Below are 25,392 nucleotides of genomic sequence, written 5' to 3'. Positions count from 1 at the left end.
CTTCGACGGCGTCCGACGATAGTGAACGCCCGTTCGGAGCGAAACGCCGTCACACTCGGCTGCCAGCTTTGTTCAACCGGCACTGCGTCGGATTCGTTCGCCGTGGATGAACACCGCCCGTGTCGCGCATGAGCGTCAGGTTGTACCGGGACCGGCTATTTTCGGCGTTTTGAGGGCCAACGATACGGACTCTTCGCCTCGGCTTCCCTGCATAGGTGAGCATCCTATCCGATCGCAGTCAGGATCGTGTGCGAGCGTGATGAACGCCCCGATACGGTACCTTCCGGCTATGCGACCGTCGGAGAAGGGCGTCCTTGAATGCTCTCGCTGACGTCCAGAGCAGATGGCCGCCAGTAGAGCGGAGAACGATGTCACTCGGTACGAGGGGTGGGTCACCGCTCGCGTCCGCGGCCGTTCAAACCGTGACGACCGGGTTTCGCAGCGTGCCGACCCGGTCGATGTCGATCGTCACGACGTCACCCTCGCTGAGGGTGAATTCCTCGTCGGGAACGAGTGCCGTTCCCGTGAGGAGGACGGCCGTCTCCGGAACGGCGTTGTGACGGGTGTAGTAGGCGACGAGTTCCTCGCACGTCTTCACCATCTCCGCGGTCGTGGTCGAGTCCTCATACATGGTCGTCCCGTCACGTTCGATGGTCATCGACATTTCGAGGTCGTGCGGATCCCCGACGGTATTCGGCGATGCGATGCACGGCCCGATCGCACAGCACCGATCATACACTTTCGCCTGTGGGAGGTACAGGGGGTTTGATCCCTCGATCGAGCGACTGCTCACGTCATTCCCGACGGTGTATCCGACGATCTCGCCGTGGTGCAGGACGACGCCGAGTTCGGGCTCTGGAACGTTCCAGTCCGAATCCCCACGGACGCCGATCGCCTCCTCCGGTCCGACCGTCCGGCTCGCGGTCGCCTTGAAGAAGACCTCAGGGCGCTCGCCCTCGTAGACCTCGAGGTAGACTTCCGGCATCCCGCTTTCCGCCTCGCGCGCCTCTTCACTTATCTGGTAGGTGACGCCCGCAGCCCACACCTCGTCCGGGATGACCGGCGCCAGCGATCGCTCTTCGATCGCTCCGGGGGGAAGCTCGGCGGCCTCGTCGAGATTCCGCTCGGCGATGGTGTCGACCGGCTCTTCCGCGATGCTCGCCGCGCGAGCCAGGTCGGCGAAGCTCCGAAGCTCTGGCTTGGCGCTCGACAGATCGAAGGTTCCATCCCCGTCACGGACCGCCAGCCTGGGCCGCTGGTCACCCTGCAGTCTGTAGTACCGCATTATTCAATGTTTTGGGCCGTTCCATATAATGATTGCCCCCTTTCGGTCCAAACCGCCCGACGAGGAACTGTCGCCGAGCTACCGACGCTGAGCGGCCCGTCGGTGACGCTGCTCGTCGGCGGATTGGTTTCACGATGGACCCGGCGCGTGGGGAGTGACCGTCTTGTTCGCCGTCGCCGTAAGATAGGTATGCGATGCGGGGGAATGGGTACACATGGCTGAGACAGTCACCAACTACATCGACGGCGAGTGGATCGAGGCAGAGACAGGCGAGACGTTCGAGGTCCGAAACCCAGCGGACACGAACGACGTGGTAGCAACGTTCCAGCAGTCCGGAGCCGAGGACGCAGAGCGAGCCATCGAGGCCGCAAACGAAGCGCGCGAGGCGTGGGCCGACACGCCCGGGCCGGAGCGCGGCGCCATTCTGAACGACGCGGCGAAGCTCCTCGAAGAGCGCAAGGACGAGCTGACGGAGGCGCTCTCCCGAGAGGAGGGGAAGACGCCGGCCGAGGCAGCACCGGAGGTCCAGCGCGCGATCGACATCTTCTACTACTACGCGCAGAAGGCCCGCGACTACGGCGGACGGGTAAAACAGTCGAGCGTCTCCGGGCGGCAGCTGTCGACCCGTCGGGAGCCGCTCGGGGTCGCGGCGCTCATCACCCCGTGGAACTACCCGATCGCCATTCCGGCCTGGAAGCTCGCCCCTGCACTCGCGACTGGAAACACGGTCGTGTTCAAACCGGCGTCGCTCGCGCCGAACGTCGGCCGCAAACTCATCGAGGCGCTTGACGAGGCTGGCATCCCCGACGGCGTCGTCAACATGGTGACGGGTCCCGGCAGCGAGGTCGGCGAGACGTTCGCCACGCACGACGACGTCCACGTCGTCTCGTTCACCGGGAGTTCGTCCGTCGGGCACAACGTGTACGCCTCCGCGACGGACGACGAAAAGCGCGTCCAGACCGAGATGGGCGGGAAGAACCCGACCGTCGTCATGCCGACGGCCGATGTCGACAAGGCGATCGACATCGTCGGCGCGGGCGCGTTCGGCGTCACCGGGCAGGCGTGCACCGCGACCTCGCGCGCCATCGTCCACGAGGAGGTGTACGACGAGTTCGTCGACGGCATCGTCGACTACGCCGAGAGCATCGAGATCGGCCCCGGTCTCGACGGCGCGGACATGGGACCCCAGGTGAGCGAGAGCGAACTCGAGAGCACGCTGGAATACATCAAAATCGCCGAGGACGAGGGCGCGTCCCTCGAAACGGGCGGCGACCGCCCCGAGATCGACAGCGAGGGGTACTTCGTCGAGCCGACCGTCTTCTCCGACGTCGACTCCGACATGCGCATCGCCCAGGAGGAGGTGTTCGGCCCGGTCCTCGCGGTCATTCGCGTCGGGAGTTACGAGGAAGCCATCGAGGTAGCCAACGGTGTCCCCTACGGCCTCTCCGCCGGGATCGTCACCCGCGACCTCTCGGAGGCGAACCGGTTCGCCGACGACGTCGAGGCCGGCGTCGTGAAGATCAACGAGAAGACCACGGGCCTCGAACTCCACGTCCCGTTCGGCGGCGTCAAGGACTCGTCGAGCAACACGTACCGCGAGCAGGGCGACGCCGCGATCGACTTCTTCACGACGACGAAGACCGTCTACCTCAACTACTGAGCTCACCACAAATACAGTTTTTTATCGCTGCTCAAAAGCGTAGGCCGGAGAGCGATTCTTCTCCAAGGCAAAGTGGAAGGGAGAGCTAGAAACGGGCTATCGTAAACCGAGGCGATAACTCAATTGACAGTGGCTGGCTCGAATCCGATGACGGTCGGAAACACGGTGGAATTCTCGGCTTGAATGTCCCGTTTGTAGCCCCAATTATTGCATAGCGAACGCAGGAGTAATAATAATTCCGGTCATATGCCGTCTCGTTGGGAGCGTCAAGATAAATTTGAATATCTCCTACAGAAAAATACTTATCCTACTACTCTTGGATGATAGATACCGTGGTGGCTTTCGTCATCGAACGTCGCTGCGCGGCTATTCCGGTGTTGTTGGACGAGGTCTTTGATCACATCGCAATTTTGATCCGTCATACAGGCGCCTTCTTCGTGTTAATATCTATATCATGGTCTCCCAACTATGGCGTCGGTACGTTCGCACATCTATCTAACAGCTATTTCTTTCCACATGACAGATTTTCTATAGGATCTCAACGGTGCCCTACGGACGCAAATTTTGGAGATTAGAGCCACTCAGCTGCCTCTCTCTGCTCAATCGTCTTCAACCGTGGTTGTGGGTCGGTACGCTTTGCTTATCGCCTTCCACTTCCCAGTTCGGAACCGGGCATAATTGATTATCGCAGGAACGCCTGTTTCCGCGATAAAGGCGAGATACAGCCCCCAATAGCCGAGTCCTGTCGTTGCACCAAGATAGGCGAGGGGAATTGAACCACCGAACATGCCGAGTGTTTGGCTGGCAAAGGGAATCCGAGTATCTCCACTCGCATCAAGAGCGCCCGAGGAAGCACCTGCAATACCCTGAAAGATCACTGCGACGCAAGCCGCATACACAAGGGTAATCGCAATCGGCACCTCTGGGCTTGCCGCACTCTCGGCGAATAAGAGCACGAGTGAGTCAGCGAATATCGCGATAAGGACCGCAGAAACGGCATATGTCGCGACCGCGAACTGGATAATCTCGCGACCATATTCGGCTGCTGTTTCTTCGTCGTTCCGTCCTAGACTCTGCCCAACCAAACTCGACGCTGCGAGGCCGAATCCCCAACCAGGTGTGTTCATGATCCCCCAGATACGACGGGCGATAACGAACGCAGCGACGGTACTTTCCCCGAACATATCGAGGATACCAAGCATCGGAAACTCTGCGACTACCCAGACGAGATTGCGCCCTCCAACTGGTGCACCAATCGAGACGAGTGAGCGAAGCGTTGCTGGATCGACGTACGTTCCAAGCGGGGTAACCTGAATAGGAAACCTCCCCATTCCGGGAAACCGTCCCTGTGTGATTCCGATCACGAAGGTGAGCGTGACGGCAACGTTCGAGCAGACGGTTCCAAGCGCGGCACCAGTAACCCCCCAGCCGAAGCCAAAGATGAACACACTATTCAGTGCAATGTTGATGAGAGCCCCGCTCGCACGAACTTGCATCGCAGTGTAGGCGTCATCGGCTCCAATGAGTGCTCGTCCCCCGACGAGGTTCAATCCCGCAAACGGAACGGCGAGACCGACGATCTTGAGGTACTCAGCACCGTACGCAATTGCTTGACTATTGTCACTAAGCAGTGAAATGAGTTCGTGAGGGAACACCCAGAAAATCACGGATACAGGTATGCTGATGATCAGAACGAGAAGTGTGCTCGACCGTACGACGAGGCTGAGCTCCTCGTACGCTTCAGCGCCGTACCGTTGTGATACCAACGCAATAGTGCCACCTGCGACACCGCCTCCAATGGCAAAGGCAAGTCCGTAGAACGGACTCGCGAACCCAACTCCAGCAACGGCGGCGGTCCCGACGGTAACCCCAACCATTGCAACGTCGACCGCACTTTTTGACATCCGTGCGAGTCCTGTGACGATGCGTGGCCAGGCAAGATCGGTTGTATCGACCGCACGTTCGCGATCGATTACGCCAAAACGGGCGAGTACAAGTCCAATTGCGAGGATTGTGAGTCTGATCGGATTCGGATATGAAGCCACTGTGGATGCATTGTTTTTTAACCTGTTCTGCTTGGGCGTTTGTCACCCGGCAATCGCCGCCGTCACTAACTGCACTGCGACGGCCATCGCAGAGAGAATGGTGGACCACCGGGCGAGTCTTGGACCGACTGTTGGAGACGCTTCTACTGGGGAAACCGCAACGGAAACCTTGGGGATCCATTTAATCCGTCCGAAGCCACACACGCATCTCGCCGGGAGTTCGATTATCCCAGGCAAAGTACGGCATCGCGGTGAACTCCCCCGACCTACTCCCTCGGCGCTTCGCGCCTCGGTCCTTGAGGTCGGAGCTTCCTGTTTCTGCGTCGGAACTTGCACCCGTCGCACGGACGGGCGTAGCGGTTCCAGACTCCGCAGGCGTTTCCCTCGTTGGGTGGTTCGGAGTGTCCCACTCCTCCCGGGTGCGACACTCGGCCCCAACCGTCGGTGCACGCTTCTTGTCGTCGTTCGAAAGGCGCGGAGCGCCTTTCGTGATGACGAAACGGCTTCGCCGGTTCGAACCACGTGTGAACACCGTCGGAAGCGTGGTGAGCGTCTTACTACCGCGTTCGACCGCGCGGGGAGTAAAGATACCGCAGACAGTGAAAGTGAACTGTGCGGGCGCTGTATCCCCTCCCTGCTCGCGCCTCCCGTTCGGTCGGCGCTCGCTGAGGAAGGGGGGCTTAGCGCCTCAATTCAGCTAAAAGAACACCCGAGTTTATTTTTGCCGATCGAGAGTATCTGAAGGCCATGACTGAATTAGCTTTATTCGAGGGCGTTAAGCCCCCTTCCTCAGCGAGCGGCGAAGCCGCGAGCAGAGAGGGGATACAGCGTCCCCAGAACGCGAAGCGTTCTGGTGTGCGGACGAGACGCTTTGCGTCTCGTCAACGCCGCACGGTTCTCATACACGATTCGGTGGCAGGCCCACAGGCCCACCGTCGTCTTTCGGTGTGTTTATGGGGGGTTGGAATGCATACTGTATATACGGTGAAGCGGACCACAATCACGCTCCGAGAGGACCAACACGAGTGGGTTCAGGAACACCACCTGAACCTCTCGTCGTTCATCCGTGAGTGTCTTGACGAGTACATCGAGGAACGCGAGTAGCGCCATGTACTACGCCTACAAGTACCGCCTCAAGCCGTCCGACGTCCACCGCGAGGAGTTGGACCGCCACCGAGACATTTGTCGGCAACTGTACAATCACGCGCTCTACCGCTTCAACCAAATCCCCGAGGACGCAGGCACCCTCAATCAGCGCGTTCGGTCCATCCGCGATGAACTTCCCGCCCTGAAAGAGTGGTGGGATGGTCTCTCGGATGTATACTCGACAGTTCTGCAAACGACCGTCATGCGAATCGAGCAGAACGTGAAGTCCCTCGGGAGACTCAAGGAGAACGGCTACGGTGTCGGGCAACTCAAGTGGAAGCCGCCACGGGAGTTCCGCAGTTTCACGTACAACCAGTCTGGCTTCAAGCTCGACAAGAAGAGCGGTCAGACTGTGCTGTCTCTCGAAACTCGCGGACATACCGATACGGCTTCACCGCGCCATCCCCGACGACGCCACACTCAAGCAGGTCACGGTCAAGAAGGAGCCGACGGGTGAGTGGTTCGCCACCTTCGGTGTCGAAATGGACCGAGAGCCACCCGAACCGCCTGAGAATCCCGAGAAGTGCGTCGGCATCGACGTGGGGATTCTCAAGTACGCTCACGACACCGACGGGACGGCAGTCGGGTCGCTCGACCTCTCCGACGAACGGGAACGGCTGGAGCGCGAACAGCGGTCCCTCTCGCGCAAACAGCACGGGTCGAACAACTACGAGAAGCAACGGCGTCGAGTCGCGGAGTGTCACGCCGTCCTCCGACGGAAGCGCCGCGACTTCCTGCACAAGCTCTCGAACTACTACGCTCGGGAGTACGACCTTGTGGCGGTCGAAGACCTGAACGTGAAGGGGATGCTCGAATCGCCGTCGAACAGCCGCAACACCGCCTCTGCCGCGTGGCGAGTGTTCCTCTCGGTGCTCGAATACAAGTGCGAGCGAGCGGGGACGCACTTCGTGGCGGTCAACCCGAGAGGGACGACCAAGGAGTGTGCGTCCTGCGGCGTTTCGACGGAGAAGCCGTTGTGGGTCCGTGAACACTCCTGTCCCGCCTGCGGGTTTGAGGCGGACAGGGATGCGAACGCGGTCGCCAGAACCGCCGGTTCTGGCGGGCAGCCAAAACGCGGAGCGTTTTGGCAACGGCGTGGAACATTCTTTCTCGCGGTCTTTCCGATGTAGGAGTGGTTCACTCCGAATTAACGCCTGTGGAGACTGCGCTCCCTACGGGAACCGATTCGGTTCCTGCAAAGCGCGTCGTGGAAGCAGGAAGCCCCGCCCTCAAGGAGCGCCCGAAGGGCGCGAGTAGGGCGGGGTAGTTCACCTGGAAGCGGTCAGTCTTTCGTCGTGATCAGCTGTGTTATCTCCCGCTTGATATCCTGAACGAGTTCGAACACACGTGTTCCGTCTGCCAAGATTGGATATGTTTCGTCGAGATCTCCATAGAGATATGCGTGGATCGTATCACTGTTGGCTCGCCGGTGGCCAAGTACATGGCCGTCGTGGATTGATTGCTGCCGGTCGTACAAGCAGTCAATACAGTTGGCTTCGAGCGAGTCGAGACGCTGCCATGTTGATGTAAGTTCGTCGTACGAACGCAGCTCGAGCTGACGGGATTGAATCGCTTCACATGTTCGAACGATCCGTCGGAGTAACTGTTGTGCTGCTTCTAACTCGTCGGCCTCGGCGTCGAGCGCCTGCAGTAACATCTTACGCTCCTTTCGTGACTTAATTCCTTTTTCCACGAGAGCACGCTTTAATTGTGGTGTGAAATCACCACTTTCGACGACCGCAACGGCAATTTCATCCGAAAATTCTTCGCGTAGATTCGTCTCTAGGGATTCGTCGTAGTCATCATTGTAATGGGGGGTAGCCATGACTGTCTCACGATACGCCTGTCGGACAGGTTCAAGTCCGTCTCTGTCCTGTGTATCCTCGGTACGTATCTGAATACCGCCGGGCGATGGAGACGACTCTGCCGGCGACAGCGACTTCACCCGTTGGATGAATGCTTCGAACGCCTGCCGCTCATCGTTAGTCCTCCCCCGTTCCTCGGCGACAAGCGCTCGCGCTGCTGGTATCGAACTAAGCATTCCGATAACGAGAATGCAGAAAACAGCTATCCAGAAAAGAATCCTAAGAATCTCAAGCAGCTCCAGTCCGGCGCATCCGGCGGTGACCGAACAGCTGTGGGTGCTGACCTTCGATCCAGTGACCGGGAGTTTCCCCGCTAGATACATATTTCCTAGCATACCATTGCTATCAACTCTATGCTGTAAGATAACAATTGTGACCGATGGTATACAGATTCATTGTCTTTCGAACAGGTGCTGCCTGCTGTTCAATATTTCATTGACAAATTGCTGTCATCACCGAATAGAGGTCTCCGTGCGGTCGTGCTCCGTCTGTCGAACGAGGTCACCCTCTCCGTCGAAAAAGGAGACGTTCTCGAAGTCGAATTCGAGCCTGACGTGGTCGTCTTCCCCTATCCGCTGCTCGTCGGGTTGCAGCACCGTCAACTCCTTCCCGTCGCAGTCGACGATGAGGTAAGTTGTTGTGCCCCGCATCTCAACGAGTTCGACCGTTGCTACGAGTCCGTCAGCGTCGTCCGCAGGGACCGGCGTGATGTCTTCCGGTCGAGCGGCCATCCGGCGAACCGACTCCAGGTGGCCGTTTATTTCCGGCGGATCATACGGTACGCCGTCTACGGCGATAGTGCCGTGGGAGACATCGGCCTCGAAGAAGTTCATCGTGGGGTTGCCGATGAAGTCGGCGACGAACTCGTTAGCGGGAAACCGGTAGAGCTGTTCCGGCGTATCGACCTGCTGCAGTTCGCCGTCGTCCATCACGGCAATACGATCGGCGAGAACCATTGCCTCCTCCTGGTCGTGAGTGACGAAGACGGTCGTCACGTCCATCTCCTCCTGCAGCCTCTTGAGTTCTTTTTGGAGCTGTATCCGGAGCTTCTGGTCGAGCTTCGAAAACGGCTCGTCGAGTAGGAACGCCCGCGGTTCACGGATCAACGCCCGGCCGATGGCGACGCGTTGCTGTTGGCCCCCGGAGAGCGCGCCCGGTTTCCGGTCGAGCAACTCGCCGATGTCGAGCATCTCGGCGGTCCGCTGAACCCGATCTTCGATGGTATCTTTGTCGACGCCGTTCGCTCGCAGCGGTGAGGAGATGTTCTCCCGCACCGTCATGTGGGGATAGAGTGCGATCTGCTGGAACACCATCGCGAAGTCACGCCTGTGCGGTCCTCGGTCGTTGACGACTTCGCCGTCGACCAGTATCTCGCCGTCGGTTGGATCTTCGAGTCCAGCGAGCATTCGAAGCGTAGTACTCTTTCCGCACCCGGAGGGTCCGAGGAGGACCAGGAACTCTCCATCGTTCAGTGTCAACGATACGTCGTTGACCGCGACGAGGTCACCATACTCCTTCCGCAATTCATCGAGTTCGGTTCGTGCCATGATGTTGTGAGTCTCCGTTTGGTTTCCTATTATTCGAGCGTGAATCCCGCGACGAGCCGCTCTTGGGCGAGGAACGACAGAATGACGATGGGCGTGATGGCAATCATCGTCGCCGCGCCCATTCGACCCCAGAGGATGCCGCGAGTCGTGACGAACCCCGCCAGGTAAATCGGGATCGTTTGTGCCTCCTTGGTCGTGGTGAGCACGAGCGCAAGTACGTACTCGTTCCACATGAGGATCGCCGTCAGAATCGCGGCACTGGAGATGCCAGGCGCGGCCAGTGGGAGGACGACCCGCCGCCACGTCTGGATTCGTGACCAACCGTCGATTCTACTCGCTTCTTCTAGTTCTTTCGGGATGCGCTGGAAGAAAATGAGCATGATCCACGTCGAGATGGGGATCCCGATCGGCAGGTAGGCGAGAATCAACACTCGCCAGGTGTTGATCCAGCCGATGCCGACGAACATCATGTAGATCGGAATCGCAACGGCGATGGGCGGGAGAAAGCGCATACTCAGAATAAAGAAGCTCACCTGTCCGTCACCGGGGTCGTAGCGGGTCAGCGCATACGCGGCGAGCGCGCCGACGCTCACCGAGATTGCAGTGCTGACGGTCGTGACGATGACGCTGTTTCTGATGTACGTCGGCATATCCTCCGCGAAGAGGACGTTTCGGTAGTGCTCGAGCGTGAACTGCGTGGGAATGAGCTGTGGGGGATCCGTCTGCGGGTTGACCGCCAATCCGGTAAAGAAGTCCCAAACGAGGGGACCCCAGATCCAGATCAGCCAGAGTCCGATGACGGCGAACACTGCCGCTCGCGTCACAAGCCGTGAGTAGTTGTGTAACTTGGTAAGCTCCATCAGTAACCCTCCTTCGCCGAGATGAGTTCTTCCGCGACGGATTTGAAGATGAGATACGCGGCGCCGAACATCAGTAACCAGTAGAGCACACCGGCCGCGTTCGCCCGCCCGAGATCGAAGAATCTGAACCCGTAGTTGTACGTGATCATCGCGATCGTCTCGGTGTAGGAGCCCGGACCGCCGAGCGTGAGTACCTGCACTTTCGGGAACACCTTGAATGCTCTGACGACGCGCAGCAGCAGGACGATGGCAATAGCCGTACGCATCTGCGGAAGCGTGACCCATTTGAACTGCTGCCAGCGGCTCATTCCGTCCACCCGAGCGGCTTCGTAGTAGACGTTCGGTATCGACTGCATCGTCGCGGTGAACACCAGCACGAACAGGGGCGTCCACATCCAGATATCAGCGACGATCACGGCGACCGCCGACCACGGTCTGGAGGCCAGCCACGCGATGTCGGTTCCGAACAGGTGGTTCACCATGCCGTACTCCGGCGTGAGCAACATCCGCCAGGTGAGGCCGGTGACGACGGGACTCAACATCATCGGCGGCAGGCTCAGAACGACGAGTAGCTGACGGCGTTTGACGTGCTTGCTGTAGATAAGCAACGAGATACCCATTCCGAGCAGGAATTCCACCGTCACGACGACGACGACGTATGCGACCGTGAATCCTGTCGCTCCGATGAATCGCGCGTCGGAGAGCACGGTTGTGTAGTTTTGAAATGCGACGAAGGTGTCTATCCGCCCGGCTTGGGTGAAATTGAAGAGACTGTTGTAGATCATCGTCAAGAACGGATAAATAGCGACCAACAGGAGAAGAACCACCGCCGGAGCGACGAACAGCCAGGCTATCGTCCGATCGTCGTCCAGTCGCCCGTGAAGCGATTTCCGGATGGCTGAGGTGTCGAGGGTGCTCATGATTCGTTGTCAGTCCCCGCTCATGATGTTCTGCCACTCCTGGTGGATGGTCGTGATCGTCTCCGAGACGCTCGAACTGCCGGAGAGTGCTTCGCTGATCTGGGTCTGCATCGTGTCTCCCAGCTCCTGATACTTCGGATTGCGTGGCCGTAGCGAGAGCTTTCGAATACCTGGATTCTCTTTGGGATCGTGGTATCGAGCTTGTGGGTATTGCTTTTTGATGTCCTCCGTGAACGACGATGCCCGAGTCGGCGTGACGCCGTGTTCGGTGTAGCTGTACTTGTCCATCTCCTTGGAGGTCGCCCACTGGGCGAGGAGGAACGCGGCGTCCTTCTTTTCCTGATCCGAGTAGGTGTTCAAGAGCACGCCCCACCCGCCGAGGTTTGGCCATCCCCCCGGCGTGAGCGTGACGCGGACGCCTTCCTCCCAGCCGTACTTGTCGATGAATTTCGCGGTCGCCGTTCCCCACTGCTCGACCGCCCACGTTTTGCCGTCAAGGAACTGGTCGCGGCTCTGCGTGTACGCCGTCGAGAGTGGGTTGCGCGCCCACTGCGCCTGGTCGACGTAGTGCTGCAGTGCGGTCTCAGCGCCCTTCGAGCCAAGACGCGAATTTCCGTTCTCGTTGAGCATCTCAGCCTGTCCGGTCTCGGCGGAGAAGCGGTTAGGGTAGTAGTAGACGATGTTCCAGCCGCGTTGACCCTCCAGGCCCATGTCCCAACCGTTGTCGTGCATGAACTTGGCGACGCGGTTGAACTTGTCGTAGCTTTTGTACCCCTTCGGATAGGATGGCATGATAGATTCGCCGTGTTTGGATTTGTATGCGTCGGCATGTTTCTCGAGGACGTCCTTGCGAACAACGAGTTTCATGACGTCGCCGTACCAGGGTAGCCCGTAGCGCGTTCCTTTCCACTGGCCGTAGTTCTTCGCAAACACCTCCAAGTGGTCGCCGTAGTCGTATCCGTCGTTAGCTAGTGGTGAGTTGAAGTACGGCCCGAGGTCCTCTGCGAACCCGGGTTCCATGAAAGACCCCGTCCAGATGACGTCGCTGATGAACGCGTCGAAGGACGCTTCGCGTGCTCGGAACTGATTGAGCAGCTGGGTCAGCATCTCGCTCTGTGCATACGAGGAGACGTTGACTTCGATGCCAGTTTCCTCCGAGAATTTATTTGCCAGATCCTGCCAGATCTCTCCGTAAAGGGAACTTGTTGCGAAGTTAAGTGATACTCCTTGGTAGGAGCCTGCTGGATTACTTTCGTTTTCTACCTGAGCTCCAGGTGAACCGCCACCACCGCCGCCTCCAAGGCCTCCGACGCATCCAGCAAGGCTCACTGCGACACTGCCACCTGCGAGCCGAAGATAGTTTCTTCTATTTACGATCTTATTCTGGTAAGTGCTCTGTTCCATAGGGAAGACAATGAGAATGTGTTATATAATGGTTTTGTACGCTGACACCAAATACTGAGTTCACTGGGTACAGGGGGTATCGAAGTCCATCGCAAATAGCTTAATTGACGGTCCTACGCCTGACAGAGGGACTTTCCCGCAAAACTGGTAACCGAAGGAACGAGCCAAGAAGGCACCGAGCGACCTGGCACAGGATATGGCTGACAATGGCCCGATCTAAGAACGAGAGATCCCTCCGTTCTTAGCTTGATAGGCTGTGATTCGCAATCGCCGTTCTTGGCTCGAGCTAGCAACTCACAGGCAAGAGTAATTAATTTTCCGGCTAGCTTAACGGTTCTCGGAACGATTTTTTCGAAGAAGCCAGCGCAGAGTACGTTTACCTGTTCGAAACGACGTGCTACTCAACTCACACTGAAATCTCGATAGCTTGAGTCACTCCAAGTTGATAGTTTCGCCGCGCTCTGCGGCCTCGTGAATCGCCGCAATGATACGCATGTCCCGTAGTCCGTGCCGCCCGTCGGGGTAGATGTCGCCGCCCGAGAGCACGCGATCCGCGAAGTAGTCGAACTCCTCCCGCATCTCCTGCTCGGCGTCGAACGCCTCATGGGTGACGCGGACGGAGACGTCGCCCCGCGAGAGGTGGAGCGTACACTCGCCGTGGAACGCGGGATGGAGTTCGATCTGCCCCTCCGTCCCCGTGAGCTTCAGGTGGGTGTCCTCGTGGGCGTTCTGGCTCGACGTCGAGATCATCCGGACGCCGTCCTCGAAGCGGAGGATCGAGGCCGACCGCTCGTCGGGCACGTCGGCGAACGCCTCGTGGCGCGACTCCATGCTCGAAGTGACCTCGATGGGCTCTCGACGGAGCAGAAAGCGCGTCGTGTTGATGGAGTAGATGCCCAGGTCCATCACCGACGTCCCGTACCCCGAGAGGTCCGGGTCGAGCCGCCACTGGTCCGTGTCGGGAATCATCTCCAGGAGGGGCTGGCTGTTGTTGCCGTACACTGACACGGGGTCGCCGAGGAACCCCTCGTCGACGAGTTCGCGCGCGCGACGGACCGCCGGATCGGTCTGCATCCGGTAGGCGACCATCAGTGGCACACCGGCGTCCTCGCAGACCTTGACCATCCGCTCGGCGCGCTCGACCGTCGCCTCCATCGGTTTCTCGGTGAGAACCGCCTTTCCGAGTCCCGCGGCCGTCTCCGCGTAGTCGAGGTGGTACGCGTTCGGCGTCCCGACGTAGACGGCGTCGTAGGAGTCGCTCGCTGCGCCGTCGTGGAACTCGTCGTAGCTGATCCCGCGCTCGACGTCGTGGTCGGCGGCGACCCGTTCCGCCTTCTCGGCGGAACTGCTCACAAGAACCGTCGTCCTGCCGTTGTCGGATGCCTCGATCGCGGGAAGCGCCACGTCCGTCGTCCACCACCCGAGCCCGATCAGGGCGTACCTGAGCTCTCCCTCCGTCGTCGTCTGCCAATCCCGCGCGTCGTAGTTGTCGATCCAGTCGATCATTGTCTGTGATGAGTCCTCGGCACTCACAAAAACGCTCCGACGTGACGTGCTCCAACTTCGACTCGGAGGGTGTTCGCCCGTCGCCGAACGCGTCAATCACCTCGTGTCTCGTACCGGACGTGTCGACGGCGTCGACGGGCGACGTCGGCACTTCGGCGATGGACAGTGCGATCCCTCAGCGGCGGACGGCGTGGCCTACGCGCGCAGTTCCGACACGTCGAAGACCGGCTTGGCGGTTCCGCCCTCAAGGAACGTCTCGAAGGCGTCGTCGGCGTCCGAGAGCGAGAACCGGTCGTCGAGGAACGTCTCGCAGTCGACGTCGCCCGAGCGGATCATGCGTAGTGACCGTTCGAAGTCGTCGTACGTCGAGGCGTACGAGCACTGGAGGTCGATCTCCGCGCGGACGAGCGGCGAGTACGCCATCGTCGTCTCGCCGGTCTGGCCGACGAGGACGATCTGGCCGCCCTTGCGGACCTCGTCGACGGCCATCTTCAACCCGGAGGGGTGGCCGGTCGTATCGAAGACGACGTCGTAGCCGACGCCTTCCGTCAGGTCGTCCCGCAGGGCGTCCAGGTCGTCGGCCTCGACGTTGATCGTCTCGAACCCCAGTTCCTCCGCGAGCGGGAGGCGGTAGTCGGCGTCGCGCCCGACGCCGGCGACGACCACCTTCCCGCCCTGCGCGTCTGCGATCTGCGCGGTGAGCAGCCCAATCGGACCGGGTCCCGCGACCATAACCCGGTCGCCGGCGGTGACCCGTGAGTTCCTGATGACTGCACGGGCCCCGATGCTCGTCGGTTCGACGAGCGCGGCGTGTTTCGCGGGGACGTCGTCCGGCACGCGGTGCAGCGCCTGCTCCGGGACAGCGATGTAGCCCGCGTACGCGCCGTCGTGATCGACGCCGGTGATGGACGCGCTCTGGCAGACGTTCCCCTCGCCGATCTCGCACTGATAGCACTCGCCGCACCCGCGGATGGGCCGTTCGACCACGCGGTCGCCCGGCGAGAACGCCGCGACGTCCTCCCCAATTTCGACGACGCGCCCCGAGTACTCGTGCCCGATGACGGTGGGGAGGTTCATGCGCTCGAAGGCCGACTTGAACTTGTAGATGCCGGCGTCGCTCCCGCAGAGGCCCGCGTAGTCCACCTCGACCAGCGCCTCGTTGGGTCCCGGCTCCGGCTTCGGGAGGTCGATCAGTTCCATCGCGCCGCGGCTCCGGCTCGTCTTGGCGAGTCCGCGCATGCCAGCGAATCCCTCTCGCGGAAATATAAGCGTACGGGTGGAAGAGGAGCGAGGTCTACTCGGCGCGGACACCGTGTTCGAGCGTGCCGACGCCCTCGATCTCGACCTCGACCCGGTCGTCGTCCGAGAGCGGGCCGACGCCCTCGGGCGTCCCCGTTGAAATAATGTCGCCGGGTTCGAGCGTCATGTAGGTCGTGATCTCCTCGATGAGCTCCGGCACGGAGAAGATGAAGTCCGCCCGCGAGGAGTCCTGCTTCGTCTCGCCGTTGACGCGGAGGGTGATCCGCGCGTCGTCCGGCACCTCGTCCGGCGTGGCGACGACGGGACCGACGGGCGCGGCCCCGTCGAACGCCTTCCCGCGGATCCAGTTCTGCTCTACTTCCTGGTCGTCGCGGTTGGAGACGTCGTTGACGCAGGTGAAGCCGGCGACGACGTCCATCGCCTCGTCCGCGGCGACGTTGCGGCACTGCGCGCCGATCACGACGCCCAGTTCCGCCTCGTAGTCGACGCGCTCCTTCCCGGCCGGCAGCGTGATCGTGTCGCCGTGGGCGGCGAGCGTGTTCGGCGGTTTCAGGAACAACAGCGGCCGGTCCGGGATCTCCATCCCCGACTCCTCGGCGTGTTTCTCGTAGTTGAGCCCGATGCAGACGATCTTCGTCGGCTCGGTCGGCGGCAGAACGTCCACGTCGGCGGGGTCGTACGTTTCGCCCCCGAAGCGGATGCCGTCATCGGTCCACGTGCCGTTTCGAACGCTGCCCGCCGGGTCGCGAAAGCGAACGCGGTGCATGCGGGAAACTGTCGCGAGAGCCCTCAAAGCTCTTCCGTCCGTGACAAACGACTCGTCTCGTGGGGGACCTCCCTCCAAGACGCTCTCCCCCTCGTTCAGATTTTTCGACCGGTGTCGGCGCAGCATCTGTGTTTCGAGCGCGGTCCTCTTCCCTCCGGGTGAATCCCAAGACGGCGGGCCCGCGAGCGCGTTCCGGAACGCGCCGATTTCCGCTCCCGTACTGGCGTGCGGAACGCTCGTTCCGCCTCCTCGGACGCAACCGACTCTCGCACGTCCTGTCCGATGATGATGAACAAACGTTTTGTGTGATGAGTGTGAACGGCCAGCAAACCATGGCCGCAAAAACCGAAGGACGGATCGGGGCGCTGGAAACCTCGCTGCGCGTCCTGGAGGCGCTGAAGCGCCTGGAGGGCGCCGGGGTCACGGAGTTAGCGAAGGAGCTGCACATCCCGAAGAGCACGGTGTACAGCCATCTCAACACGCTGCGACAGAACGAGTACGTGGTGCGGGACGGAGACACCTACCGCGTCGGACTCAAGTTCCTCGACTTCGGCGAGCACGCGCGCAACCGGATGCGCATCTACGATGTGGCGAAGCCGCAGGTCGACCACCTCGCGGAGAAGACCGGCGAGCTGGCCAACCTGCTCGTCGAAGAGCACGGCGAGGGCGTGTACGTCTACCGGGCGAGGGGCGCGCAGGCCGTGCGGGTCGACACTCACGCTGGTATGCGGGTGAAGCTTCACTGCACGTCGCTCGGGAAGGCGATTCTCGCGCACCTCCCCGAAGAGCAGGTCGACGCGATAATCGAGCGGTGGGGGCTCCCCGAGCGGACGCCGCAGACGGTCACGGACCGCGAGGTGCTGGAGGAGGAGCTCGCGGCCATCCGCGAGCGCGGGTACGCCCAGGACGACGGCGAGCGGCTCTCCGGGCTGCGCTGTGTCGCCGCGCCGATTATCGGCCAGAACGGGTACGCCGTTGGCGCGATCAGCGTCTCCGGACCGATGAGCCGCATGAAGGGCGAGCGGTTCGACGAGGAGATCCCGGAGCTCGTCCAGAGCGCCGCGAACGTCACCGAGCTCAACATGACCTACTCGTAGCGCGTCGGCTTCCTCGAAGAAGGAACCGACTCGGTTTGGTTCGATTGGTTCGACTCGGTCCGCCTCGACCGGTTTGACTCGGTTCGCCTCGATCGGTTCGCCTCGATCGGCTCGATCCGTCGCAACTCGCCTCGTCGGATTCTCGGTCAGCGGTTCTGCCGGGCCGCTTCCAGCAATCCTCTCATGTACCCGATGGCGAAGAGCCGACCCTTGGTGTGGTACCCCGGGTTGCTGTTGTCCTCGCCGGCCATCGTCGGGACGTGATCCGGCCGCATCACCCCGTCGAAGCCGATGTCCACGTACGCCTGCATCGCGGCGAGCATGTCCGTCGGGCCGTCGTCGTGCCACGTCTCGACGAACCGGTCTGCGTCGCCGTCGACGTCGCGGAAGTGCACGAAGTTGATTCGGTCGCCGAAGTGCCGAATCGCCTCCGGGATATCGGCGCCCATCGCCGCGAAGTTCCCCTGGCAGAACGTGATCCCGTTGTACTCGCTGTCGTAGATGTCGAGCACGCGATCGTACGCGTCGACGCTCCGGACGATCCGCGTCATGCCCCGGACCTCGGGCCGCGGGGGGTCGTCCGGATGGAGGGCAAGTTTCACGCCGGCCTCCTCCGCGACCGGGACGACCTCCCTGAGGAAGTACTCGATCGCCTCCCAGAGGTCCTCCTCGGTCGCCTCCGCCGCCTCGACGGCCGGCCCGCCCTGCACTTTCTCGTTGTCGAAGCCCGTGACGAGCGATCCGCCGCGGGACTCGGTGTGCGCTTCGGTCCGAGCCCACCGAACGCCCGCCATCCAGTCGTAGGCGACGACGGGGATCCCGAGATCGCCGCAGTCCCGCAGGAACTGCTTGAACACTTCGATGTCCTCGTCGCGCCCGGGCTGGCCGAGTCGGACTCGGTCGGAGATCGGAACGCTCCCTTCGATGACAGAGAGGTTCAGGCCGGCGTCCGTGAGCCAGTTCTGCAGGCCGAGCAGGTCGTCGTAGCTCCAGTGCGTTCGTCCGTCTCCGATTTCGAGCGGGTGGATGACGGCGTCTGTGACCCCCATCTGCGTCGCGAGTTCCCACCGCTCGTCGGGGATCGGCGGGAGGATGAGTGCTGGCTTGACCATCGGTATCGTTCCTCGCTACAGAGTCGTCTCATTAATAGGTTTCTCTCGGGGCCACGAGACTCCGCGAGCGCCTGCTACTATCAGCTTCTATATCAATACATTAATTTACGGTCGTTAGGAACGTAGCCCTGCATGGTGCTCTCTAACCCGTTAGTTCCGTTCATCATCGGGTTGTTAACCGTCGTGTTGTTGCTCGTGTGGTTGAAACTCCCCGCGTTCGTGGGGCTCATCATCGCGACGATCGTCGTCGGGGTCATCACGCCGCAGGTCGCCTTCGCTGAAGTGCCGACCGTCACGGCGGAGGCCTTCGGCGAGGTGCTCGTGGCGATCGGGATCCCCATCCTGATGGCGGCGATCATAGGGAAAACGCTCATGGAAAGTGGTGCTGCCGAACGAATCGTCCGAGGATTCCTCGGTCTCACGGGTAACGATCGGTCCGAATACGCGCTGCTGGGGAGCAGCTACATCCTGTCGATCCCCGTGTTCTTCGACAACGTGTTCTACCTCCTGGCGCCCATCGGACGGTCCATGCGGGCGCGGACCGGCGGCAAGTTCGCAGTGTACGTGTCGGTACTCGGCGCCGGGGCCCTCGGCACCCACATGCTAGTCCCGCCGACGCCGGGCCCGCTGGCGATGGCGAGCGAACTCGGCGTCGATCTCGGAGTCGCCATCGTCGTCGGCGCGATGGTCGCCGTCCCGACGAGCCTCGTCGGCGGCGTCGTGTACGGCCGCTGGATCGATCACCGGATGGACATCCCGCTCCGCGACGCGATGGGCACCACGGCTGAAAGCATTAAATCGGCTGCTGACCGGCCGATCGGCGAACTTCCGGGGCTCTTCGAAGCGGTACTGCCCATCGCTCTCCCCGTCGTGTTGATCGCTTCGAACACGATCGCCGACGTTCTCCTCCCCGATGGTTCCCCGATCCTCTCGGTGACCGCGTTCTTCGGGGATCCGAACATCGCGCTCACGCTCTCCGCGCTGGCAGCGACGTGGACGTTCTTCCGGATGAAGGACCTGACCAAAGAGGAACTTGAAGGCGAGTTGACCGAGGCGCTCAAGAGCGGCGGAAACATCATTGCGATCACCGCCGCGGGCGGCGCGTTCGGCGCGATGCTCCAGAACGCCGGCATCGGCGACTACATCGCAGGCGGCCTCAGCGATCTCGGCATCCCGCTTTTGATGACAGGGTGGCTCATTGCCGGGCTGATCCGCATCGCGCAGGGCTCAGGGACAGTTGCGATTCTGACCGGGGCGTCGATCATGGCGCCGCTCACGGGCGCACTCTCCGTCCATCCGGTGTACATGATGATGGCGGTCGGCACCGGTGGGATGCTGTTCGCGTGGTACAACGACAGTGGGTGGTGGATCGTCAAGGAGGTCGCCGGCATCACGCAGGAGGAGACCTTCAAGACGTTCTCCGCGGTCAACTTTGTGATGTCAGTCACGGGACTGACGGTCGTACTGGTCCTCTCGACGCTGCTACCGCTGCAGTAACGTAGTCCCCTCCGCTTTTTCGGAAACCTGTACCCGAGCTGTCGTCCGACCCGAGCTTGAGAGGAAGAGCCGGCGCTGGACGGGGTGATGGCGACGGATGGCGGCGCATCGTCGAAAGAGAGGGAAAAAGCGAGAATCAGCCGATGAGTCGGACGGGGACGTACGTCGCGATCTCGGGGACGAGGATGACCAGCACGATGATGAGAATGATCGGCACGTAGTACGGCATGACCGCGCGGATCACCTCTTCGAGTTTCGCGTCGGTCACCTTTTCGAGGACGAACAGGATGACGCCGAACGGCGGCGTCAGCAGCCCGAGCATCAGCGTCACGATCATGACGATGCCGAAGTGGAGTGGGTCAATGTTGGCGATCTGGAGCACGGGCAACAGCACTGGTACGAGGATGCTGATGGCGGCGATGGTCTCCATGAAGGTGCCGACGACAAGCAGGAGGCCGACGAGCATGAACAGGATCAGCGTCGGATCCTCGGTGATGCCGGTTATCCCTTCGGCCATGAGGATCGGTAGCTGGAGCCTGAGCGCGACGAAGCCGTACAGCGCCGCCGCGGCGATGATGAACGTCAGCGAGAACGTCTCCACCATGCCGTCGCGCATCTCTGCGACGATCCCCGCGAGCGTCAGCTCCCTGTAGATGAACATGCCGACGAGGAGGACGTAGATAACGGCAATTGCGCCGGCCTCGGTGGCCGTGAAGACGCCGGAGAGGATCCCGCCGATGATGATGACCGGCGCGAGGAGGGCTGCGAAGGCCTCCTTGAACGCCGTCCAGAGTTCGCCGAAGGCGAACTGACTCGACGGACCGTATCCCTTCTGCCGGACGATGACGAAGACGGTCACCATGAGCGCGAGTCCGAGGAGGACGCCGGGAACGATTCCGGCGAGGAACAGCTGCCCGATCGATACGTCGGCTAGGACGGCGTAAATGATCGCCGGGACGCTCGGCGGGATGATCGGGCCGATGATCGCGGACGATCCCGTTACGCCGAGCGAGATATCTTTGTCGTATCCGTGCTCGCGCATCGAGGCGTACTCGACACGCCCGAGCCCCGCCGCGTCCGCGACGGCGAGCCCCGACATCCCGGAGAAGATCATGCTCGCAACGACGTTCACCTGGGCGATACCGCCGCGGAACTGCCCGACCATCGCGTTCGCGAGCGTGAAGATTCGCTCGGTCATCCCGATTCGGTTCATCAGCCGCCCCAACAGGAGATAAAACGGGATTGCGAGGAGCGTGAAGCTGTTTAGACCGTACAGCAGTTGCTTGCTGATGACACCGTAGTTGATTCCGCCGCCGCCGTAGGGAGAGAGCATCACGATGATGCTCGTCACGCCCATCGCGATCGCGATCGGGACGCCGAGCGCGTACAGGAGGAGCAGTACGCCGAGAAACAGCGCGCTGATGATGACGAGCTCCATCAGCGGTCACTCCCCTCCGAGCGCCCGGCGCTCACAGTCTCGCTATCGAGGGCTCCCCGGGCGGTTCCTGAATCGTCCTGTTCCGCTCCGCTGCTCAGGCTGACGATCGCGTCCTTCATCTTCAGAAGCTCGTAGATCGCCATCAGCGCGAGCCCGATACTGATGCCGAGGTACAACCGCCCCGACGTCACGAACGAAATGCCGCCGATCGACGTGTTCCAGTCGCTCATCGCGCTGAGCACCGATCCCTGGAGGGCGACCGCGACGAAGACGAGGACGACGATTCCGACGAACAGCTTGAGAGTCGCCCCGACTTTCGGGTATCGCTCCCGGACCTTGTCGAGGACGTACCTGATCGCGATGTGCTGGTTGTTCCGCGTCGCGACCGCGGCGCCGAGGTACGTCGCGACGATGAGCACGAACCGCGCGGCGGGCTCCGTCCAGTACATCGTCCCGAACGTCGGGATGTTGAACACTCGGACGACGACCTGCGTCGCCGCCAGGACGATCGTGAGCCCGAACAGCGCCGTCGCGGTGTACAGGACGGCCGCGTCGAACCAGGTGTCGCGTTTCAGATTCAGTGATTGGTCGATTTCCATTGGGGATCCTGACGGGGTGCGATTGAACGTCCGATCCGAGGTGGGGCCTGGGCGGGCATTAGATGTTCCGAACTTCGTCCCACGAGAGCGCCCACTGGTTCTCGAACAGGCGTTCGACGGCCGGCTGACCCGCGCTTCGGAACGCCTCCACGTCGACGTCTTCGACGATGGTCATCCCTTCGTTGGAGAGTTCGTTGATCAGCTCTTCCTCGCGACCCTGCGCGGTCTCCGTCGCCTTCTTTGTCACGTCCTGTGCGACTTCGTTCACGAGGTCCTTGTGCGTCTGGTCGAGGCCCTGGTAGAAGTCCTCGTTCATGTAGAGATTCCCCGTCTCGATGAGGTGTTTGGTCTTGCTGTAGTGCGACTGCACCTCGAACAGCTTGAACGAGTGGATCTGCTCGGCGGGTCCCTCCGAGGCGTCGGCCGTCCCCGTTTCGAGCGCGCTGTAGAGCTCGTCGAGCGCGACCGGCGTCGCGTCGACGCCGATCTCCTCCCAGACTTGCACCCACGTGTCCAGCTCGGGCAACCGGACGTTCAGCCCCTGTACGTCATCCGGCGTTCGGATCGGTTTCTTCGCCGTGAAGTGACGGAAGCCGCGGTAGACTTGCTGGCCGAGCGGTCGCTGGTTTCCGTTCTGTTTCATGCTCTCGTACGCCGGTTGCATCTTGTCCGATTCGAGGAGCTTCACCAGCTGGTCGTACGAATTCATCACAAACGGGTTGGCGAAGAAGAAGTACTTCGGGGCGTACTGGAAGAACGGGAACGTTCCCGCCGTGTGCGCTTCGACGCCGCCGCTTTTCGCGAGTTCACCGATCTCGTCTTCCGCTCCGTACGAGCCGCCACCCTGGACGTTCACGGAGATCGCCCCGTCGGACTTCTCTTCGATCTGCTCTTTGAACATCTGGCCGAGTTCGACGAGGATGTGCCCCGGCTCGAACGAACTCGCGATGGTCATGTTCACCGAGCCGCCACCTCCGCTGCCGTTACCGCCTCCGCCGCTGCCGTTACCGCCTCCGCCACCGTTGCCGTCGTCGGCGCTGAGACACCCCGCGATTCCGGCCAGGGCGACTCCTGCTGCTCCTGTTCGCTTCAGTACGGACCGACGGCTTGCTCGCTCTTGCTGCATACGGTAGTGGATGATATTCACTAACATAAATAGGTTATGTTGATTGTGGATAATTGTCACTCGCCCCCGGCGGCGATCCACCGCGTGCAAACCGCGACCGTCGCTTCCCTGAAACTATAAAAGCACGTCAACCCATCTCGGAGACGCAATGGCGGAATTCACCCACACCCCCGTTACCGTCGACGGCAAAGTCGCCGTCGTCGTCGGGGGGACGAGCGGTATCGGCCGGGCCATCGCGCTCGGGTTCGCAGCGGACGGGGCTGACGTCGTCGCGACCAGCCGGACGCCCGAGCGTGTCGCGACCACCGCGGACGAACTCCGAGAGCTCGGCGCGGACACGCGCGAGATCACCTGCGACGTCACCGATCGCGAGTCGCTGGAGCGCCTCCGCGACGCGGTCCGCGAGGAGTTCGGAACCGTCGACGTCCTGGTCAACTCGCCGAGCTACATCGCGCGGAAGCCGGTCCGGGAGGTGACCGAGGAACAGTGGCGCGACGTGTTCGAGGTTCAGCTCGACGGAACCTACCGCGCGACGCAGGTGTTCGCGGACGGGATGGACTCTGGAAGCGTCATCAACATGGCGTCGCTCTCGTCGCTCATCGCGATCCCGAACCTGGCGGCGTACTCGACCGCGAAAGGCGGAATCGACGCCTTCACGCGCGTCGCGGCGAAGGAGCTCGGACCTGACATTCGGGTCAACGCCATCCGTCCGGGGTTCATCCAGAGCGACCAGACGGAGGGAACCTACACGGAGGGGACGCCGCGGTTCGAGGAGATCCGTCGCCGAACCACGCAGGGTCGGATGGGGCGGGCGGACGAGATCACGGGGGCTGCGATCTACCTCGCGAGCGACGCCGCGAGCTACACCACCGGCGAGATCCTCACCGTCGACGACGGGTTCACGGCCGACGCGTTCGACGCGTGAGCGACGGCGAGAGGCGGGTCGAGCGCCGACCCCCTATCGGCGGTCCGCGGGGGCCGCGCGCCGTCAGTACGCGTTCTCGAAGATCTCGATGACGTCGCCGCGGTCGAGGTCGCGGGGGTTGCGGTCGATGTTGTGCTCCGAGTACTCGAAGCAGACGTCGGCGAACCGCCCGAACTCCTCGGTGTCGACGTCGCCCAGATCCCTGATCTGATTCGGAATCCCGACGTCCTCGTTGAGTTCGCGAACCGCCTCGACGCTCTTGTACGCGAGGTCGAGCGTCGTCTCGCCCGGCGCGCGCTCTTCGCCGAGGAGCCGGGCGATCTCGGCGAACCGCTCCGGCTCGGCGGGGACGTTGTACTCCATGACGTGCGGGAGGAGGACGGCGTTCGCGAGCCCGTGGCCGACGCCGTACTCGACGCCGAGCGGGTAGGTGAGCGCGTGGACCGCGCCCAGCCCGGAGTTGACGAACGCCTGCCCGGCGATCATCGCCGCGAAGCTCATCTCGTAGCGCGCCCCGTCGTTGCCCGCGCCCTGGTGGACCGCGGCGCGGAGGTTGTCGCCGATGCGCTCCACGGCGTCCCGGGCCAGTACGTCGGTGTACGGCGTCCGCAGCATCGTCACGTACGCCTCGACGGCGTGGGTGAGCGCGTCCATCCCGGTCGCGGCCGCGACCCCCGCCGGCAGCGATTCGGTGAGCGCGGGGTCGACGAGCGCGAGGTCCGCGAACAGGTGCTCGTCGTAGACGACGACCTTGTTGCCGCCGTCGTCGGCGTCCGAGAAGACGCCGATGTGGGTCACCTCGCTGCCGGTTCCGGCGGTCGTCGGCAGCAGCGCGAGCGGCAGTCCCGCGCCGGGGACGTTCCCCATGCCGACGGTGTCGCGAACCGGGACGTCGTGGACCGCGAGGGCCGACGCGAGCTTCGCGGTGTCCATGCTGCTTCCACCGCCGACGCCGACGACGAGGTCGAACTCGCCGTCGCGGAGCGTCGCCGCCGCGTCCTCGACCATCGAGAGCTTCGGCTCGGGCATGACGCCGTCGAAAATCTCGACGGTCGCCCCCCCGGCGTCGAGCGCGGCCTCGACCGGGTCCACGACGCCAGCCGCCGCGATGTCGGCGTCCGTGACGACGAGCGCGCGGTCGACGGACTCGGATTCGACGAACGCGGCGAGTTCGTCGGTCGCCCCGAACCCGTACTCGACTCGCTTCGGCCACTGGATGCTGTTCGTCTCGGTGATCGAGTGAACGCCGTCGAACATACGTGAACAGACCCCGCACGCCGTCTTATATTCTCGGGCGTTGGATTCGACACTGGGTTCCGTTCGGCACCAACGGT

At 62.0% G+C, this 25,392-nt stretch carries 20 protein-coding genes and 1 pseudogene; 5 read left to right on the top strand and 16 right to left on the bottom strand.

Annotation, left to right across the window (positions count from 1 at the left end; translation table 11 throughout):
• Positions 1–415: 415 nt before the first annotated feature.
• Positions 416–1,285, bottom strand: coding sequence for a fumarylacetoacetate hydrolase family protein (locus CNO20_RS15540; RefSeq protein WP_101297041.1), 870 nt, complete (start codon positions 1,283–1,285; stop codon positions 416–418).
• Between the two features lie 214 nt (positions 1,286–1,499).
• On the opposite strand from CNO20_RS15540, the gene xacF reads away from it, so the two are divergent.
• On the top strand, positions 1,500–2,945 hold the full coding sequence (gene xacF / locus CNO20_RS15535) for a 2,5-dioxovalerate dehydrogenase (RefSeq protein WP_101297040.1): 1,446 nt from the start codon (positions 1,500–1,502) through the stop codon (positions 2,943–2,945).
• A 599-nt stretch (positions 2,946–3,544) separates the two neighbouring features.
• Here the strand turns inward: xacF and CNO20_RS15530 are convergent.
• Together CNO20_RS15530 and CNO20_RS24405 are read right to left on the bottom strand one after the other, a co-directional pair.
• Positions 3,545–4,990, bottom strand: a complete 1,446-nt coding sequence (locus tag CNO20_RS15530; protein ID WP_101297039.1) for an MATE family efflux transporter — start codon at positions 4,988–4,990, stop codon at positions 3,545–3,547.
• A 181-nt stretch (positions 4,991–5,171) separates the two neighbouring features.
• The gene (locus CNO20_RS24405) at positions 5,172–5,522 is read right to left on the bottom strand and encodes a hypothetical protein (RefSeq protein WP_394337269.1); all 351 of its coding nucleotides are present in this window, start codon (positions 5,520–5,522) and stop codon (positions 5,172–5,174) included.
• Between the two features lie 576 nt (positions 5,523–6,098).
• Between CNO20_RS24405 and CNO20_RS15525 the strand changes: the two are divergent.
• Positions 6,099–7,403: pseudogene (locus CNO20_RS15525) on the top strand (RNA-guided endonuclease InsQ/TnpB family protein).
• A gap of 15 nt (positions 7,404–7,418) precedes the next feature.
• Here CNO20_RS15525 and CNO20_RS22655 read toward each other — a convergent pair.
• The 8 genes from CNO20_RS22655 to CNO20_RS15485 form a co-directional block, all read right to left on the bottom strand.
• Positions 7,419–8,336 carry a DUF7260 family protein gene (locus tag CNO20_RS22655; RefSeq protein ID WP_143423241.1) on the bottom strand — a complete coding sequence of 306 codons (918 nt, stop codon included), beginning with the start codon at positions 8,334–8,336 and terminating at the stop codon, positions 7,419–7,421.
• Between the two features lie 117 nt (positions 8,337–8,453).
• Positions 8,454–9,548 carry an ABC transporter ATP-binding protein gene (locus CNO20_RS15515; protein WP_101297037.1) on the bottom strand — a complete coding sequence of 365 codons (1,095 nt, stop codon included), beginning with the start codon at positions 9,546–9,548 and terminating at the stop codon, positions 8,454–8,456.
• Between the two features lie 29 nt (positions 9,549–9,577).
• Positions 9,578–10,408, bottom strand: a complete 831-nt coding sequence (locus CNO20_RS15510) for a carbohydrate ABC transporter permease (RefSeq protein ID WP_101297036.1) — start codon at positions 10,406–10,408, stop codon at positions 9,578–9,580.
• Entirely contained in the window at positions 10,408–11,328 is a 921-nt protein-coding gene (locus CNO20_RS15505) for a carbohydrate ABC transporter permease (protein ID WP_101297035.1), read from the bottom strand. The genes CNO20_RS15510 and CNO20_RS15505 overlap by 1 nt, the downstream gene beginning before the upstream one ends.
• A gap of 9 nt (positions 11,329–11,337) precedes the next feature.
• Positions 11,338–12,732, bottom strand: coding sequence for an ABC transporter substrate-binding protein (locus CNO20_RS15500; protein WP_101297034.1), 1,395 nt, complete (start codon positions 12,730–12,732; stop codon positions 11,338–11,340).
• Between the two features lie 432 nt (positions 12,733–13,164).
• On the bottom strand, positions 13,165–14,238 hold the full coding sequence (gene gfo6, locus CNO20_RS15495; protein WP_101297033.1) for a D-xylose 1-dehydrogenase Gfo6: 1,074 nt from the start codon (positions 14,236–14,238) through the stop codon (positions 13,165–13,167).
• A gap of 195 nt (positions 14,239–14,433) precedes the next feature.
• Positions 14,434–15,477, bottom strand: coding sequence for a zinc-dependent alcohol dehydrogenase (locus CNO20_RS15490; RefSeq protein ID WP_101297032.1), 1,044 nt, complete (start codon positions 15,475–15,477; stop codon positions 14,434–14,436).
• Positions 15,478–15,532: 55 nt separating this feature from the next.
• Complete coding sequence (locus CNO20_RS15485; RefSeq protein WP_101297031.1) at positions 15,533–16,264, bottom strand: fumarylacetoacetate hydrolase family protein; 732 nt, start codon at positions 16,262–16,264, stop codon at positions 15,533–15,535.
• Positions 16,265–16,596: 332 nt separating this feature from the next.
• On the opposite strand from CNO20_RS15485, the gene CNO20_RS15480 reads away from it, so the two are divergent.
• A complete protein-coding gene (locus CNO20_RS15480; RefSeq protein WP_101297030.1) occupies positions 16,597–17,361 on the top strand; it encodes an IclR family transcriptional regulator in 765 nt (254 codons plus the stop codon).
• Positions 17,362–17,507: 146 nt separating this feature from the next.
• On the opposite strand, the gene CNO20_RS15475 is transcribed toward CNO20_RS15480, so the two are convergent.
• Positions 17,508–18,473 (bottom strand): mannonate dehydratase, encoded by a 966-nt coding sequence (locus tag CNO20_RS15475; RefSeq protein ID WP_101297029.1) that lies wholly within the window; start codon positions 18,471–18,473, stop codon positions 17,508–17,510.
• 132 nt (positions 18,474–18,605) lie between these two features.
• Here CNO20_RS15475 and CNO20_RS15470 point away from each other — a divergent pair, with 132 nt between their 5' ends.
• Positions 18,606–19,970, top strand: a complete 1,365-nt coding sequence (locus CNO20_RS15470; RefSeq protein ID WP_101297028.1) for a GntP family permease — start codon at positions 18,606–18,608, stop codon at positions 19,968–19,970.
• Positions 19,971–20,106: 136 nt separating this feature from the next.
• Here CNO20_RS15470 and CNO20_RS15465 read toward each other — a convergent pair whose 3' ends face one another.
• From CNO20_RS15465 to dctP, 3 genes are read right to left on the bottom strand one after another with little or no spacing between them, the layout of a single operon-like run.
• A complete protein-coding gene (locus CNO20_RS15465; protein WP_101297027.1) occupies positions 20,107–21,411 on the bottom strand; it encodes a TRAP transporter large permease in 1,305 nt (434 codons plus the stop codon).
• On the bottom strand, positions 21,408–22,007 hold the full coding sequence (locus tag CNO20_RS15460; protein WP_101297026.1) for a TRAP transporter small permease: 600 nt from the start codon (positions 22,005–22,007) through the stop codon (positions 21,408–21,410). The genes CNO20_RS15465 and CNO20_RS15460 overlap by 4 nt, the downstream gene beginning before the upstream one ends.
• 58 nt (positions 22,008–22,065) lie before the next feature.
• Positions 22,066–23,133, bottom strand: coding sequence for a TRAP transporter substrate-binding protein DctP (gene dctP / locus CNO20_RS15455; protein WP_199174867.1), 1,068 nt, complete (start codon positions 23,131–23,133; stop codon positions 22,066–22,068).
• A gap of 148 nt (positions 23,134–23,281) precedes the next feature.
• Between dctP and CNO20_RS15450 the strand changes: the two genes are divergently transcribed.
• Positions 23,282–24,058, top strand: a complete 777-nt coding sequence (locus CNO20_RS15450; protein ID WP_101297024.1) for an SDR family NAD(P)-dependent oxidoreductase — start codon at positions 23,282–23,284, stop codon at positions 24,056–24,058.
• 63 nt (positions 24,059–24,121) lie between these two features.
• On the opposite strand, the gene CNO20_RS15445 is transcribed toward CNO20_RS15450, so the two are convergent.
• Complete coding sequence (locus CNO20_RS15445; RefSeq protein ID WP_101297023.1) at positions 24,122–25,315, bottom strand: iron-containing alcohol dehydrogenase; 1,194 nt, start codon at positions 25,313–25,315, stop codon at positions 24,122–24,124.
• Between the last annotated feature and the right edge of the window lie 77 nt (positions 25,316–25,392).

It is taken from the genome of Halegenticoccus soli (assembly GCF_002844195.1).
GTDB classification, from domain to species: domain Archaea; phylum Halobacteriota; class Halobacteria; order Halobacteriales; family Haloferacaceae; genus Halegenticoccus; species Halegenticoccus soli.
The sequence above is the reverse complement of the archived record's forward strand: the minus strand, read 5'-3'. Positions and strand labels throughout refer to the sequence as shown.